Source organism: Streptomyces sp. NPDC049541 (assembly GCF_044465725.1).
GTDB lineage: Bacteria > Actinomycetota > Actinomycetes > Streptomycetales > Streptomycetaceae > Streptomyces.
Genome location: NZ_JBITLY010000002.1, coordinates 704,793 through 719,319, shown reverse-complemented (window position 1 = coordinate 719,319; position 14,527 = coordinate 704,793). Strand labels below are relative to the sequence as shown.

The window sequence follows — 14,527 nt, the reverse complement described above, 5'->3', positions numbered from 1 at the left end:
GCTCAGTGCAGCGCGCCGGTGGTGCCCGGGCGCAGCCGGTCCTTGATGACCCGCACCGCGGTCTCGGCGTTGTCCACGGTGACCGTGAACGTATGGCCGTCCCACAGGCGCAGCACGACACCCTCGCCGCGCCGCACCACGACCGCGGTGCCCTTCTCGGGACGCCAGCGGTAGCCCCAGCCGCCCCAGTGGCGCGGGGTGACGTGCTCCGCGAACTCGGCGCCCGCGACATGGGAGAGCGGAATGCGGCGGCGCGGCACCCCGATGTGGCCGCAGCGCACCTCGACGCACTCCGTGTCGAGCTTCAGATCGACGTGCAGGAACGCGAGCGTGCCGAAGAGGACCAGCAGCCCGGCGGCGATGCAGCCCACGACGGCCATGACGAGCGGGGCGATGCCCGACGTCCAGGCGGAGTCGACGGCCAGCTCGATACCGAGCGCCATGACGGCCGCACCGGCCAGCGCCGGCAGCCACTGGACCCGCTTGGTGGCGTGCCCGGTCCAGACGTCGGGGTGCTTGGCTTTCTCGCCGTGGGGGTGGTCCCTCATGACTACGAGGTTACTCAGATTTCGCTGCGCGGGCACCGAGTCGCGGAGTGTGACCATGCCGACGTTGCCCATCGCGGACCACAAGCGTCCGTTTCGCGGCTTTCGGTCACCCCGCGGGGCTGACCGCCTGCAGAAGCCTGCCCTCCTCGTAGGCCAGGGCCGGCGCCAGGAGCCCACCCTCACGCCCGCTCAGCAGCACCGTCAACGTACCGGTGGCCGGCGCATCGGGGGCCGGCTGCTCGCCGAGGCGGCGCAGCGCCTGGGCGACTACGGCTGCCCGCGGAGCCATGCCGTGACGGTGCCGATCGCAGACCACACGCGGCTTTCGGTCACCGCGCGGGGCTGACCGCCTGCAGAAGCCTGCCCTCCTCGTAGGCCAGGGCCGGCGCCAGGAGCCCACCCTCGCGCCCGCTCAGCAGCACCGTCAACGTACCGGTGGCCGGCGCATCGGGGGCCGGCTGCTCGCCGAGGCGGCGCAGCGCCTGGGCGGCTACGGCGCCCGCGGAGCCGTGCAGGACGAGGGGCGGGAAGCCGGGCTGTTGTACGGCGGCGCGGATGCGCTCGGCGACGAGCTCGTAATGGGTGCAGCCCAGGACGACGGTCGTTACATCGCCGGGGGTCAGTGCGGCGGCCGCGGCGACGGCGGCGTCGATGGCCGCCTCGTCGGCGTGTTCCACGGCCTCGGCGAGCCCGTGGCAGGGCACCTCGGTGACCGTCACACCGTCGGCGAACTCCGCGATCAGGTTGCGCTGGTACGGGCTGCCGGTGGTGGCCGGTGTCGCCCAGATCGCCAGGGGGCCGCCGCCCGCCGCGGCCGGCTTGATCGCCGGGACGGTGCCGATGACCGGCAGCTCTGGTTCGAGGCGGGCGCGCAGGGCGGACAGGGCGTGCACGGACGCCGTGTTGCAGCCGACGATCAGGGCATCGGGCTTGTGCGCGGCGGCCGCCTCGGCCACGGCCAGGGCGCGCTCGGTCAGGTCCTCGGGGGTCCTGGGTCCCCACGGCATGCCGTCGGGGTCCAGGGACAGGACAAGATCTGCGTCGGGCCGCAGACGCCGTACCGCAGCGGTGGCCGCCAGCAGACCGATTCCGGAGTCCATGAGCGCGATCTTCACCCGGCCACGATAGACGATGGGCCCTTACGGGCAGGCCGGGTGGGGCAGACTGCGCGGGTGAGCGCCATCGTGTGGATCGCCGCCGTATCACTCGCCGCCTGGCTGTGGCTGCTGCTGTGTCAGGGCTTCTTCTGGCGCACGGATGTCAGGCTGCCGCTCCGCCGGGATCCCGACGACTGGCCGTCGGTGTGCGCCGTCGTGCCCGCGCGGGACGAGGCCGCCGTGCTGCCCGCGAGCCTGCCGTCGCTGCTCGCCCAGGAGTATCCGGGCCGGGCGGAGATCTTCCTGGTCGACGACGGCAGCTCGGACGGCACCGGGGAGCTGGCCCGCGAACTGGCGGACACGCACGGCGGACTGCCCCTGACTGTCACCTCTCCCGGTGAACCACCCGCAGGCTGGACGGGCAAGTTGTGGGCCGTGCGGCACGGCATCGACCTGGCACGCGCGCGTGGACCCGAATATCTGCTGCTGACGGACGCGGACATCGCGCACGCGCCGGACAGCCTGCGGGAGCTGGTCGCCGCGGCGGAAAGCGGCGGCTTCGACGTCGTCTCGCAGATGGCCCGGCTGCGGGTGGAGAGCCTGTGGGAGCGGCTCGTGGTGCCGGCCTTCGTCTATTTCTTCGCGCAGCTGTATCCGTTCCGCCGGATCGGCAGGAAGGGGACGCGGACGGCGGCCGCCGCGGGCGGCTGTGTGCTGCTGCGCACCGAGGCCGCCGAGCGGGCGCGGATCCCGGACGCGATCCGGCACGCCGTCATCGACGACGTGGCGCTCGCCCGCGCGGTCAAGGGCAGCGGCGGACGCATCTGGCTGGGGCTGGCCGAGCGGGTGGACAGCGTACGGCCCTATCCGCGGCTGCACGACCTGTGGCGGATGGTGTCACGCAGTGCGTACGCGCAGTTGCGCCACAACCCGCTGTTGCTGCTCGGGACGGTCGCCGGGCTGGTCCTGGTGTATCTGGTGCCGCCCGCGGCCCTGATGGCGGGCCTGGCCTCCGGGGACGGGGCGGCCGCACTCGTCGGGGGTGCCGCGTGGCTGGTCATGACGGGGACATACCTCCCGATTCTCCGCTACTACCGCCGGCCGCTGTGGCTCGCTCCGCTGCTGCCGTTCACCGCGTTCCTCTATCTCCTCATGACGGTCGACTCCGCGGTGCAGCACTACAGGGGACGCGGCGCGGCCTGGAAGGGCCGCACCTATGCGCGCCCGGACGCCGTCGCGGACGAGCATCTCCTCTAGAAGCGCTCACTTCCTGCCGGGAGTCCAGTTCATGCCCCACCCGTAGGCGTAGTCGACGGTCCGCTGGGGGCTCACCCCGCGCTCGGGCACCAGATAGCGGGCCTCACGCTGGACGACCAGGTCGCTGCCCGTGTTGGTGATCAGGGCGAGGGCGCACACCGTCGAGGGGACGGTGCACTCGTCGAGCGAGAAGTCGATCGCGGCGCCGTGCTGCGGCTGGAGGGTGACCGTGGCGTGCAGGTCGGCGAAGGAACGCGCGCCCTCATAGATGGTCACGAAGACCAGGATCCGCCTGAAAGACTGTTTGTGGTCCAGGTTGATCGTGAGGTTCTCGCCGCTGGCGAGGGCACCGGTGCGGTCGTCGCCGTCGAGGTGGATGTACGGCGGCCGCTGCAGGGACCCGAAGGCGTTGCCCAGGGCCTGGACGACGCCCTTGCTGCCGTCGGTGAGTTCGTACAGGGCGCACAGGTCGAGGTCGAGGTCCGCGTGCATGGCGACCGCACGGCCGCGTTTGCTGCCCCATCCCGAGAACTGCTTGCGCACCTGCCAGTTGAGGTTCACGCGCATGGCGCCCGAGGTGCCGCCCTGTTTGGCCAACGAGACCGCCGGGGCCGCCTTGGTGAGCGTCACCTTGCTCAGACGGACCGGCTGCGCCGGGGGCGCGGGTGGCGGAGGCGGCTGCACGGCGGCCGGGGGCGCGACCGGCGGGGGCATGTGAACCGGTGGCACGACGGGCGAGGGCGGGGTCATCGGCGGTGCGACCGGGGGCGGGGATGCAGGGGCGGCGCGCTGCGGTTCGTCCACCGTGATCCCGAAGTCCGTCGCCAGGCCCTCGAGGCCGCTGCCGTAGCCCTGGCCGACGGCACGGAACTTCCAGGCGCCCTGGCGGCGGTAGAACTCACCGAGCACGAAAGCGGTTTCCACACTCGCGCCCGTGCTGTCGAAGCGGGCGACCACACCGCCCTGGGCGGCGTCGCGGACCTCGATGTAGAGATCGGGGACCTGTCCGAAGGTGCCGCCGTCCGCGGAGGCGGCGAGGACGATCGTCTCGACAGCGGGCTCCACGCGCGCGAGGTCGACCAGGAGGGCGTCGACGATGCGGCCGCCAACATCCCGCTTGCCCTCGTGGCGGACCGCCCCGGAGGCGTGCGCGGGCTGGTTGTAGAAGACGAAGTCGCCGTCGGAGCGGACCTTTCCGGCCACGAGCAGAAGCGCCGAGGCGTCCGCGTCCGGGACACCGGGGCCGGAACGCCAGCCCAATTCCACCCGCAGTGCCGTCGTCGGCACCGGGGTATTCGATCCTTTCGGCATTGACATGTCCGCCCCCATCACGTGTCACTGCGCCAGTCCGTGGCCCCGGCAGCTCTTCCCGTTCTCTACCCGCACAACCTATTCCCCGGGACGGCGAACTCCCACGAGAGCACCACAAGAGATCGACGACCGACCCGCCGGTAACCCGCTCGGAGCTTGGCGTTTACAGGACCGGTACCTCGTTCGACGCCCTTTTTTGCCAAGTTCGCTCGCATTGGGGATCCCGCGTCACCGCGAACACTCAAAACAACCCTCTTATCGGTCTCCCCAACTAGCACATCGAGGGCTTAACTTATGAGCCATGACCTCCCCCCGCTCCACCTTCGGCGGCGGTTACTACTCCGCCTTCCCGGACACCCCGATCTACGACCGGCTCGTCGCCGAGCGGGGCACCCCGCAGATCGCTCCGATCCGGGTCCCCGCCGCGTACGACGCGCCGGGCAGCTACCTGCCGGCCCTGCCGTCGGCCCTGCCCGCCCTTCCGGCGGGTCCCTCCCAGCCCTCCTACGGCTATCCGCAGGCGCAGCAGCCGGCACCGCTGCAACAGGCGCCCGCGGCCTACATCCCTCAGCAGGCCTCGGCGCCGCGCGGCTATCCCGGCCCCGGCCCGCAGCCGCCGCAGCCACAACGGCCGATGGCGACCGGCACCGGCTACGAGGCAATGCGCCCCGCGGCCGCCCGGCCCGCCCCGGCTCCGTATCAGGACCCGTACAACAACCAGCAGCAGTACCGCGGCTACTGACCGCTGCTCCCGGGTTGTCACTGCCGCCTGGCAGGATGGCCTGATGGGCAACGCGCTGCTGCAGTCGATTCACGTCCATCCGGTGAAGGCGTTCCGGGGCCTTGCGCCCCGGGAAGCCGTCGTGGAGCCCTGGGGGCTGGCCGGAGACCGGCGCTGGGTGCTGATCGACGACGGGGGAAAGGTCGTCACACAACGTCAGCAGCCGCGCCTCGCGCTGGCCGCCGCCGAGCTCCTGCCCGGCGGCGGTGTCCGTCTGTCCGCGCCGGGCATGGACCCGCTGACCGTGCCGGTGCCCCGCCCGGGCGGCACGGTTCCGGTGGAGATCTTCGACGACAAGGTCGAGGGGGTCCCCGCCGCGGAGGCCGCCGCGCACGCCTGGTGCAGCGCGTATCTCGGCGTCGGTGCACGCCTCGTGCACATGGACGATCCGGCTGCGCGCCGCCCCCTCGACCCGGAGTACGCACAGCCGGGCGAGACCGTCAGCTTCGCCGACGGCTACCCGTTGCTGCTCGCTTCGGTCGCCTCCCTTGAGGCTCTCAACTCCCTGATCGCCCAAGGTGCCCACCCGGCCGAGGGGCCGCTGCCGATGAACCGCTTCCGGCCGAACGTGGTCGTGGCCGGCACCGCGGCCTGGGCCGAGGACGACTGGTCCCGTATCGCGATCGGCGAGGTCACCTTCCGCGTCGCCAAGATCTGCGGGCGCTGCGTGGTGACCACCACCGACCAGAACAGCGCCGTGCGCGGCAAGGAGCCCCTGGCCACGCTGGGACGCCACCGCCGTATCGACGGCAAGCTGGCGTTCGGCCAGAACCTGGTTCCCCTCTCCCCCGGCACGATCCGGGTCGGCGATCCGGTGACGGTCCTCGCCTAGCCGACTCCTCGGCAGACGACTTTCGGACGGCTGCGCGGCGGCCCGCGGAGAAAGATCCGGCCAAGGACTGCTGCGCGGGAACCCGCGGCGGGGGCCTGGGCGTTGGGTTTTCGTGAGAAGTTCATGAGAGGCCCCGGGGACAGGTGATATCGATCTCTCTTTGACCGGGCCCGCGGGTGAACGGCTCCGCCGGGGGTTATCACGGAGCGGGAAGGGGGTGCGGGACAGTGCGCGCAATCGGCGGACTCTGGCGCTGGCGGCACAATCCGCTGCGGCGCACGAGCGATCTGGTCGAGGCGTGGGTGGCGCTGGTGGCGCTGCTGCTGATCCTCGCCGTCGCGCCCGTGGTCGGTTCCCTCGTCGGCGGCATCGCCCAGGACGCCCTGCAGCAGTCCGTCCGCGACCAGCGCACGGCCCGCCACCTGGTGACGGCCACCGTGGTGCGCAAACTGGAGCGCTCCCCCCTGGAAACCGACCCCGAGACGGCCTCGGCGCGAGACCTGCGCAGCCGCGTCGTCGCCGACTGGACCGCACCGGACGGCTCCCGCCACCACGGCGCGGCCCTGGCGGAGCTCAAGTCCCCGCACCACGGCGACCACTTCAAGATATGGACGGACGAGCAGGGCCAGATGGTGGCCCGTCCCCTGGACTCCACGACGGCGACGACGCATGCGGTGCTCGCCGGATTCGGTGCCGCCCTGCTCACCGCGGGTGCCGTCGAGGGCGCCCGGCGGCTGATCGTCTGGCGCATGGTCCGTCGCCGGTACGCCCGTTGGGACCAGGCCTGGGACCGGGCGGGCCCGGACTGGGGCAGGACCGGCACGGGCAGCTGACGGCCTCACGGCTCTGGTCAACTCACCGCCCGCGCGCACGCTACGGTGGACCGGCCGAACGCAATCGGCATCAACCCGCGTACCACGAGGTGGGGGCACAGCAACGCCATGGCACAGGGCACGGTCCAGGTGACGCACACCGGCACATCGCGGTGGCGACGCCGCACGGGTGAGTACGCATCGCTCGCCGCCGCCCTGGAGGCCGCTGCCGACGGTGACGTCCTCACCGTCGCGCCCGGCACCTACCGGGAAAACCTCGTCGTCCAGCGGTCGGTGACCCTGCGCGGGCCGGAGGGCTCTCCCGGTTCGGTGCGGATCGCACCGGCGGACGGGGTGCCGCTGACCGTGCGTGCGTCTGCCGTGGTCCAGGACCTGCACGTGGAGGGACAGGACGCCTCGGTGCCCGCCCTGCTGGTCGAGGAGGGCACACCGGAACTGCTGGACGTGCGGATCATCACCCGGTCCGCGGCCGGCATAGAGGTGCGGTCGGGCGCGCGTCCGACCGTGCGGCGGTGCACCGTGGACAATCCGGCCGGCATCGGCATCGCCGTACTCGACGGCGGGGGCGGGGTGTTCGAGGAGTGCGAGGTCGTCGCCGCCGGTCAGTCGGGCGTCGCGGTCCGCGGCGGTGCGCACCCGCGCCTGGAGCGCTGCCGGATCCATCACGCCTCGGGGGCGGGGTTGTCGGCGACCGGGGAGAACTCCGCGCTGGAGGCGGTGGGTTGCGAGGTGTACGAGGTCCGCGGCAGCGGCGTCCAGGTCACCGGCCGGGCCACCGCGCACCTCACGGACTGCGATGTGCACCGCACCACCGCGGACGGCGTCACGCTCGACACGGACGCGGTGCTCACCCTCGCCGACTGCCGCATCCACGACATCCCGGAGAACGCGGTCGACCTGCGCTCGCGCTCCGTGCTCACGCTGACCCGCACCACGGTGCGTCAGTTCGGGCGCAACGGCCTGTCGGTGTGGGATCCGGGCACCCGCGTGGACGCCAACCAGTGCGAGATCTTCGACAGCACCGGCGACTACCCGGCGGTGTGGGTCAGCGACGGCGCCACCGCGGTGCTGGAGTCCTGCAGGGTGCACGACGTGCCGGACGCCCTGTTCGTCCTGGACCGCGGCTCGCGCGCGGACGTCGTCGACAGCGACCTCACCCAGGTCCGCAACACGGCCGTCTCGGTGAGCGACGGCGCGACCGCGCAGCTCGACGACTGCCGCATCCGCGACGCCGCGACGGGCGCCTGGTTCCGCGACCACGGCAGCGGCGGCACCCTGAGCAACTGCGCCATCGACGCCACCCAGACCGGCGTGATCGTCACCAAGGGCGCGGACCCGACCATCGAGCGCTGCACGATCGACGCCCCCGCGGAGGCGGGATTCTATGTGTCGGCGGGCGGCCGCGGCAGCTTCGTGGGCTGCCGGGTGACCGGCAGCGGCGGCTACGGCTTCCATGTGATCGACGGCAGCCGTACGACACTGCGCAAGTGCCGCACGGAGCGGTGCGCGCGCGGTGGGTACGAGTTCGCGGAGGGCGGCGACGCGGCCCCCGGTTCCGGCCCGGTCGTCGAGGACTGCACCAGCGACGAGAGCGCGGGCCTCAGGCCGCCCGCGGCCCACGAGACCGCCGTACAGCAGACCGCCCAGTCGCCCGGCCTGCTGGGCGCGATCCCCGGGCAGCGCAGCACCGAGCAGGAGCCCCTGCTGGCCGCCGCGCAGCCCCCGCAGCCCGAGCGGCCGGCCCGGACGTCGAAGGCCGTGCTGGGTGAACTCGACGCGCTGGTGGGTCTGGAGAGCGTCAAGCGCGAGGTGCGGGCGCTGACCGACATGATCGAGGTGGGCCGACGCCGGCAGCAGGCGGGCCTCAAGGCGGCCTCCGTCAAGCGGCATCTGGTCTTCACCGGCTCCCCCGGCACCGGCAAGACGACCGTGGCCCGGCTCTACGGCGAGATCCTCGCCTCACTCGGCGTACTGGAGAAGGGGCATCTCGTCGAGGTGTCGCGGGTCGACCTGGTCGGCGAGCACATCGGCTCGACGGCGATCCGCACCCAGGAGGCCTTCGACCGGGCGCGCGGCGGTGTGCTGTTCATCGACGAGGCGTACGCGCTGTCGCCGGAGGACTCGGGCCGGGACTTCGGCAAGGAGGCCATCGACACGCTGGTGAAGCTGATGGAGGACCACCGGGACGCGGTCGTGGTGATCGTCGCGGGCTACACGGCCGAGATGGAGCGGTTCCTTTCGGTCAACCCCGGTGTGGCGTCCCGTTTCTCACGGACCATCACCTTCAGCGACTACGAGCCCGACGAACTGCTCAGGATCGTCGAGCAGCAGGCCGACGAGCACGAGTACCGGCTGGCGCCGGGCACCGCGCAGGCGCTGCTGAAGTACTTCACGGCACTCCCGAAGGGGCCGGCGTTCGGCAACGGCCGGACCGCACGCCAGACCTTCGAGGCGATGGTGGAACGCCATGCGGGCCGGGTCGCCCAGGTCGACGAGCCGAGCACGGACGATCTGACCCTGCTCTACGCCGAGGACCTGCCCGAGTCCCCCTGAGGTAACCGCTCGGGGCGTGGACCGGGTAGCTCCGAGCGCAGACGGGCCAGGAGCCGTTCCCGCTCCTCGGCGAAGGCCGGGTCGGCCTGGTAGTCGCCGTGGCCGAGGATCGGGGCGGGCAGCGGGTGCCGTGCGGTGCGGCCGTAGACGAGGGGGTCCTTCAGGGGTGCGCGGTCCACTTCGGGGCCGCAGTCGCCGGACAGGCGTACCGGGCCGCCGATGGGGTCGGTGAGCCGGTACAGATTGCGCCAGCAGTCGACGTCGTGGTGCAGGGAGCTGAGGGCGGCCGGCCCGAAGTGGGCCGGGAACCAGCGGCCGTAGAGGCGCTCGAGCGGGGAACCGTAGGTCAGCAGGGCGACCCGTCCGCGGACGGACGGCTCCAGCTGCCAGGCCGCGGCGGCCGCGAGCACGCTGCCCTGGGAGTGCCCGGACAGGACGAGGCGGCCGCCGGTGGCACGCGTCCAGGTGGCCATCCGCCAGGTCAGGTCGGGCACCGCGCGCTCGGCGTAGCAGGGCGGGGCGAAGGGGTGGGCGGCGCGCGGCCAGAAGGTGCCGACGTCCCACAGGATGCCGATGGTGCGGCGGGCGGAGGCGTCCTTGTAGGCGCGCCTGCCCCAGGTGACGAAGAGTATGAAGCCCAGGCCGATCAGCCAGGAGCCCAGCGCCTGGGCGGTCTGCGCGGCACCGTGCAGGAAGGCGTAGGCGTGCTCGGCGGCCGCTCCGGGCGCCTCTTCGGTGATCTTCGCTCCGAGGAGGGCTCCGGCGCCCAGCAACAGGGTCGTGGCCGAGGTGACGGCGACGACGAGGGGGCCGCGGTCGGTGAGTGCGGCCAGCGCGCGGGTGGTGGCGATGCGGCGGGTGCGCGCCGTGTCCTTGGGTTCGCCCGGGTAGTCGAGCTCGACGGCGCCCAGCTCGGTGCGGCGCAGCAGCCAGGCCCGCCGGCCGAGCCCGGCACAGAAGACGAGCAGGACGAGGAGCAGCACGGGGATCACGGACGCCTGCCAGGTCAAGAGGACCGGCGGGCCGTCGATGGAGGTGCCGGTCCCGTCCAGCCAGTCGGACACCCGCTGGGAGACACCACCGGACATCACCCCGCCCAGGGCGCACGCCAGCATCGCCACGGCAGGTCCGCCCTGGCCGCGCAGCACGGTGCGGGCATCGGGCCGGCTGCGGTACAGCAGGTGCGCGACCACCGCGAGGGCGATCACCAGTAAGCCCTGGACCAGGGCGAGGGCGCCGAAGGTGGTGCCACCGCCGGCCAGCAGACCGGCGGAGCGCCAGCCCGGGCGCTCCCAGCCGGCGTACACCGCGCACAGCAGCAGCAGGAGGAGGGCGGTCAGCGGCAGGCGTCGTACGAGGTGCTCGTCGAGTTCCCGGTCGAGGCGGTTCTCGGTGCGCCCGCGGCGGCAGACCACCCACACCACGACGACGGCGGTGGCGACGACCGCGATCTCCAGGAGCCGGCCCGCGGTGTCCAGTGCCGCGGGGCCGCCTGGCCTGCGGTCGAAGCGGGCCGCGGAGGATGCGACCGCCGCGGCGACCGTCAGCAGGCCCGCCGCGGTGTGCGCGGCGCGCAGCCGGGCGACCAGCCGACGGCCGTACCAGAAGCCGGGCCGGCCCAGGCCGGTGCGGCCTGTGTCCTCGTCGGGTTCGGGCCGGCGGTCGATGGGCTGCTGGGACTCGTAGGCGCTCCAGGTGCGGTGGGAGAGGTACCACAGCAGGGCGGTGAGCGCGGCGGGCACCAGGGCAGCGACGGCGAGTCGCCGCCCGGGCCTGCTCCACCAGCCGTGCTGCGACACCTCGGGCGACAGGAAGCCCAGCCAGGAGTGCCGCTCGGCGCACGCGCGCGTGCCCGCGCACTGCCAGACCGCCAGATCCAGGGCGACCTCGCAGGCGGCCGCGACCAGCAGCACCGTCAGTGTCAGGCCCGCCAGCCGCACCAGCAGCCCGTACAGGCGGACCGTGCGCCGGTGGCCGCGCGCGGTGGGCTGCATCCAGTGGGCGAGGTTGACCACCATGAACGGCAGGAGCAGCAGCCACAGAGCCCGCGCGCTGTTGCCGGAGGTCAGGTTGCACCAGACGTAGGCCTCCGGCACCGGTCTGCCGCGGTGGTCCTCGGGTCTGCTCTCCGCGTCGACGTCCTCGGCGCGCCGGAAGACGGCCGCCGTGTCGTCGCCGGTGATCCGCACCGTGCGCGGATCATTGAGCATCTCCTGGGGCGTGGTGCCGCCCACGCCGTGGACCAGGAGTTCCAGGGCGACTGCGGATCTCTCGGGTCCCGGGACGGGACCGCCGGCCGGGACACGTTCCTGTGCACGTTCCACTGCTCGCACTTCCCCCGTGACGCGCCGTCTTCTTGTCACCGTGCGGGCACCAGGATCTCCGCTCGGGAGCCGGCGTACACCCGTGAACACGGAATCTCCCCGATCCGGGTGATCTGCGGGGAACAGAAAGGACATTGGTGACATGCGCGCGTCGGGCAGATGGCGTCATGGGGGCCCACCCGTGCAAGGATGGGACGTCCGCGCACCGGGGCAGGGAAGAATGTCCTTGTCGGAGCAGGTGTGCAGGGCGTGTCGGACGGCTTGAGGCGAAAGGACCGGAGCGTACGTGAGCGAGAATCAGAACCTCCTCGCGGAGCAGCGCCGCGCCCTGATCCTGGACGAGGTCCGGCGCCGGGGCGGGGTCCGTGTGAACGAGCTGACCCGCAAGCTCGGCGTGTCGGACATGACGGTGCGCCGCGACCTGGACGCGCTGTCCCGCCAGGGCGTGCTGGAGAAGGTGCACGGCGGCGCGGTGCCGGTCGTGGAGGCGAGCACGCACGAACCGGGCTTCGAGGCCAAGTCGGGCCTTGAGCTGACGGCCAAGGAGGACATCGCGCGCTCAGCGGCCCAGCTGGTGGCGCCGGGTACCGCGATCGCCCTGTCGGGCGGTACGACGACGTATGCGCTGGCCCACCATCTGCTGGACGTGCCGGACCTGACCGTGGTGACGAACTCGGTGCGGGTGGCCGACGTCTTCCATGCGGCGCAGCGCACCTCCGGCCCCCGGCAGGGCGCGGCCACGGTGGTGCTGACCGGCGGGGTGCGCACGCCCTCCGACTCGTTGGTGGGGCCCGTGGCCGACCAGGCGATCGCTGCGCTCCACTTCGACGTGCTGTTCCTCGGTGTGCACGGCATATCGGTCGAGGCCGGCCTGTCCACGCCGAACCTCGCGGAGGCCGAGACCAACCGTCGCCTGGTGCAGTCGGCCCGGCGGGTCGTGGTGGTGGCCGACCACACCAAGTGGGGCGTGGTGGGCCTGAGTTCGTTCGCGGCACTGGAGCAGGTCGACACGCTGGTGACGGACGCGGGCCTGGCGGGCGACGCGCGCGAGGAGATCTCCGAGCATCTGCGCCGGCTGGTCGTGGTGGGCGAGGCGGAGAGCTGACCCCTCGGGGCGCTGCTGACATCTGACGGGTCGCCAGCTATCGTGACGTGGCCCCGGTCAACCACCCTTCTCCGTCAAGGGGGTCCGCGTTCATGGCTCACCGTCTGCGTCCCGTCGGGCTCGAATTCATCGACGTCGCCCCCGTGCGTCTGGTCTTCGCGCAGGAGGCCTCCGCGTCCCCCGAGGCGGTCTTCCACGCCCTCAACGACGACGTGCCGGGGTGGGCGGAATGGTTCGCGGCCGTGACGCACGCGCAGCCCCTCGACGACGGCGCCGGTCGCGACATCCGGCTCAAGGGCGGCGGCCGCTTCCGGGAGACGGTCATCGCCTCGAAGGAGGCGGAGGTGTACGCCTACCGGGTCGACGTCACCAACGCACCGGGCGCCCGCGCCCTCGCCGAGGAGTGGCGACTGGTACCGGCCGGGACCGGCACCCGCGTCCAGTGGACCTTTGCCGCGGACGGGACGGCACCGTTCCGTTTCGCGGTGAAGGCGGCACGGGCCGGGCTCGGGCGCGCCTTCCGCGACGCGGTGGTCTCGCTGGACCGCCGGCTCGCGCACCAGGGCTGAGCCCTACCGGCAGCGCCCCGAAGGGGCCCGGCGCTGTATCGCTGTGCGGCTCCGCCGCGCGGGCGCGACCAGCCACGACGATGCCGCAGACGATGGACGGCACTCTCCGCGGAGCGACTCAGCAGGGCCAGACGCCAGTCTCCAGCAGCGCATCGATCGCGGCCGAGTACGGCTCGATGTCCAGTCCCTGCTCGGAGAGCCACGCATCCGAGTAGTACTTGTCCAGGTAGCGGTCGCCCGGATCGCACAACAGCGTCACCACGCTCCCCTGCCGCCCCTCGGCCACCATCTCGGCGACGATCTTCAGCGCGCTCCACAGCCCGGTGCCGGTCGAGCCGCCCGCCCTGCGGCCGATGGCCCGCTCCAGCGCCCGTACCGCGGCGACGCTGGCCGCGTCGGGGACCTTCATCATCCGGTCGATGGCGCCCGGCACGAAGCTCGGCTCCATACGAGGGCGGCCGATGCCCTCGATGCGTGAGCCGCAGTCACTGGTGACGTCCGGATCGCCGGTGGTCCAGCCCTCGAAGAAACACGAGTTCTCCGGATCGGCCACACAGATGCGGGTGTCGCGCTGGGTGTAGTGCACATAGCGCGCGAGGGTCGCCGAGGTACCGCCGGTGCCCGCCGTCGCCACGATCCACGCGGGCTCCGGGAACCGCTCCAACTCCAGCTGGCGGAAGATGGATTCGGCGATGTTGTTGTTGCCGCGCCAGTCCGTGGCCCGTTCGGCGTAGGTGAACTGGTCCATGTAATGGCCGCCGGTCTCCACCGCGAGGCGGGCCGACTCGTCGTACATCTTGCGGGAGTCGTCCACGAAGTGGCACTGCGCGCCGTGGAACTCGATCAGGCGGACCTTCTCGGCACTCGTCGTGCGCGGCATGACGGCGATGAAGGGCACGCCGATCAGCTTCGCGAAGTACGCCTCGGAGACGGCCGTCGAGCCGCTGGACGCCTCGATCACCGGGCGGCCCGGCCGGATCCAGCCGTTGCACAGTCCGTAGAGGAAGAGCGAGCGGGCGAGCCGGTGCTTGAGGCTGCCGGTGGGGTGGGTCGACTCGTCCTTCAGGTACAGGTCGATCCCCCACTTCTCGGGCAGCGGGAAGCGCAGCAGATGCGTGTCGGCCGAGCGGTTGGCATCGGCCTGGACCTTGCGGACGGCGTCTTTCAGCCAGTCGCGGTAGGCGGCGTCACTGTGGTCGACATCGAGGGTTTTGCCGGTCCGGGTCTGCTGGGGGGTGCTCACGACGGGTGCTCCTTAGGCTGTGCGCCGACGGCGCGGAGCGCGGCCGACGCACCGATCATAAACACCTTCCGCAC

General features: G+C 72.3%; 12 protein-coding genes and 1 pseudogene. 7 read left to right on the top strand and 6 right to left on the bottom strand.

Going from position 1 to position 14,527, the window contains the following annotated elements:
- Positions 1-2: 2 nt before the first annotated feature.
- The 3 genes and pseudogenes from ACIBW9_RS10405 to ACIBW9_RS10395 all read right to left on the bottom strand — a co-directional run bounded on the left by ACIBW9_RS10405 (position 3) and on the right by ACIBW9_RS10395 (position 1,663).
- Positions 3-548: a hypothetical protein gene (locus ACIBW9_RS10405; RefSeq protein ID WP_398953269.1), complete on the bottom strand. Its 546-nt coding sequence runs from the start codon at positions 546-548 to the stop codon at positions 3-5.
- Between the two features lie 106 nt (positions 549-654).
- A pseudogene (locus tag ACIBW9_RS10400) lies at positions 655-783 on the bottom strand (glutamate racemase); the annotation flags it as partial.
- A gap of 94 nt (positions 784-877) precedes the next feature.
- Positions 878-1,663: a glutamate racemase gene (locus ACIBW9_RS10395; RefSeq protein ID WP_398953268.1), complete on the bottom strand. Its 786-nt coding sequence runs from the start codon at positions 1,661-1,663 to the stop codon at positions 878-880.
- 39 nt (positions 1,664-1,702) lie between these two features.
- Here ACIBW9_RS10395 and ACIBW9_RS10390 point away from each other — a divergent pair, with 39 nt between their 5' ends.
- A complete protein-coding gene (locus ACIBW9_RS10390) occupies positions 1,703-2,902 on the top strand; it encodes a glycosyltransferase (RefSeq protein WP_398953266.1) in 1,200 nt (399 codons plus the stop codon).
- A gap of 6 nt (positions 2,903-2,908) precedes the next feature.
- Here ACIBW9_RS10390 and ACIBW9_RS10385 read toward each other — a convergent pair whose 3' ends face one another.
- A complete protein-coding gene (locus ACIBW9_RS10385; protein ID WP_398953974.1) occupies positions 2,909-4,213 on the bottom strand; it encodes a TerD family protein in 1,305 nt (434 codons plus the stop codon).
- A 301-nt stretch (positions 4,214-4,514) separates the two neighbouring features.
- Here ACIBW9_RS10385 and ACIBW9_RS10380 point away from each other — a divergent pair, with 301 nt between their 5' ends.
- From ACIBW9_RS10380 to ACIBW9_RS10365, 4 genes are all read left to right on the top strand, one after another.
- On the top strand, positions 4,515-4,955 hold the full coding sequence (locus tag ACIBW9_RS10380; protein WP_398953264.1) for a DUF6643 family protein: 441 nt from the start codon (positions 4,515-4,517) through the stop codon (positions 4,953-4,955).
- Between the two features lie 43 nt (positions 4,956-4,998).
- Complete coding sequence (locus ACIBW9_RS10375; RefSeq protein ID WP_398953262.1) at positions 4,999-5,826, top strand: MOSC domain-containing protein; 828 nt, start codon at positions 4,999-5,001, stop codon at positions 5,824-5,826.
- Between the two features lie 227 nt (positions 5,827-6,053).
- The gene (locus tag ACIBW9_RS10370) at positions 6,054-6,659 is read left to right on the top strand and encodes a hypothetical protein (RefSeq protein WP_398953260.1); all 606 of its coding nucleotides are present in this window, start codon (positions 6,054-6,056) and stop codon (positions 6,657-6,659) included.
- A 108-nt stretch (positions 6,660-6,767) separates the two neighbouring features.
- The gene (locus tag ACIBW9_RS10365) at positions 6,768-9,212 is read left to right on the top strand and encodes a right-handed parallel beta-helix repeat-containing protein (protein WP_398953259.1); all 2,445 of its coding nucleotides are present in this window, start codon (positions 6,768-6,770) and stop codon (positions 9,210-9,212) included.
- Here the strand turns inward: ACIBW9_RS10365 and ACIBW9_RS10360 are convergent.
- Positions 9,182-11,536 carry a hypothetical protein gene (locus tag ACIBW9_RS10360; RefSeq protein WP_398953257.1) on the bottom strand — a complete coding sequence of 785 codons (2,355 nt, stop codon included), beginning with the start codon at positions 11,534-11,536 and terminating at the stop codon, positions 9,182-9,184. The genes ACIBW9_RS10365 and ACIBW9_RS10360 overlap by 31 nt on opposite strands.
- A gap of 286 nt (positions 11,537-11,822) precedes the next feature.
- On the opposite strand from ACIBW9_RS10360, the gene ACIBW9_RS10355 reads away from it, so the two are divergent.
- Positions 11,823-12,641, top strand: coding sequence for a DeoR/GlpR family DNA-binding transcription regulator (locus ACIBW9_RS10355; protein ID WP_398953255.1), 819 nt, complete (start codon positions 11,823-11,825; stop codon positions 12,639-12,641).
- Positions 12,642-12,733: 92 nt separating this feature from the next.
- On the top strand, positions 12,734-13,210 hold the full coding sequence (locus tag ACIBW9_RS10350) for an SRPBCC family protein (protein ID WP_398953253.1): 477 nt from the start codon (positions 12,734-12,736) through the stop codon (positions 13,208-13,210).
- 118 nt (positions 13,211-13,328) lie between these two features.
- Here ACIBW9_RS10350 and ACIBW9_RS10345 read toward each other — a convergent pair whose 3' ends face one another.
- The gene (locus tag ACIBW9_RS10345) at positions 13,329-14,453 is read right to left on the bottom strand and encodes a PLP-dependent cysteine synthase family protein (RefSeq protein ID WP_398953251.1); all 1,125 of its coding nucleotides are present in this window, start codon (positions 14,451-14,453) and stop codon (positions 13,329-13,331) included.
- Between the last annotated feature and the right edge of the window lie 74 nt (positions 14,454-14,527).

Excerpts from the sequence above, each read along its gene's own strand:
- ACIBW9_RS10405 (WP_398953269.1), bottom strand. The coding sequence starts at position 548 with ATGAGGGACCACCCCCACGGCGAGAAAGCCAAGCACCCCGACGTCTGG.
- ACIBW9_RS10385 (WP_398953974.1), bottom strand. The coding sequence starts at position 4,213 with ATGCCGAAAGGATCGAATACCCCGGTGCCGACGACGGCACTGCGGGTG.
- ACIBW9_RS10380 (WP_398953264.1), top strand. The coding sequence starts at position 4,515 with ATGACCTCCCCCCGCTCCACCTTCGGCGGCGGTTACTACTCCGCCTTC.
- ACIBW9_RS10375 (WP_398953262.1), top strand. The coding sequence starts at position 4,999 with ATGGGCAACGCGCTGCTGCAGTCGATTCACGTCCATCCGGTGAAGGCG.
- ACIBW9_RS10365 (WP_398953259.1), top strand. The coding sequence starts at position 6,768 with ATGGCACAGGGCACGGTCCAGGTGACGCACACCGGCACATCGCGGTGG.
- ACIBW9_RS10350 (WP_398953253.1), top strand. The coding sequence starts at position 12,734 with ATGGCTCACCGTCTGCGTCCCGTCGGGCTCGAATTCATCGACGTCGCC.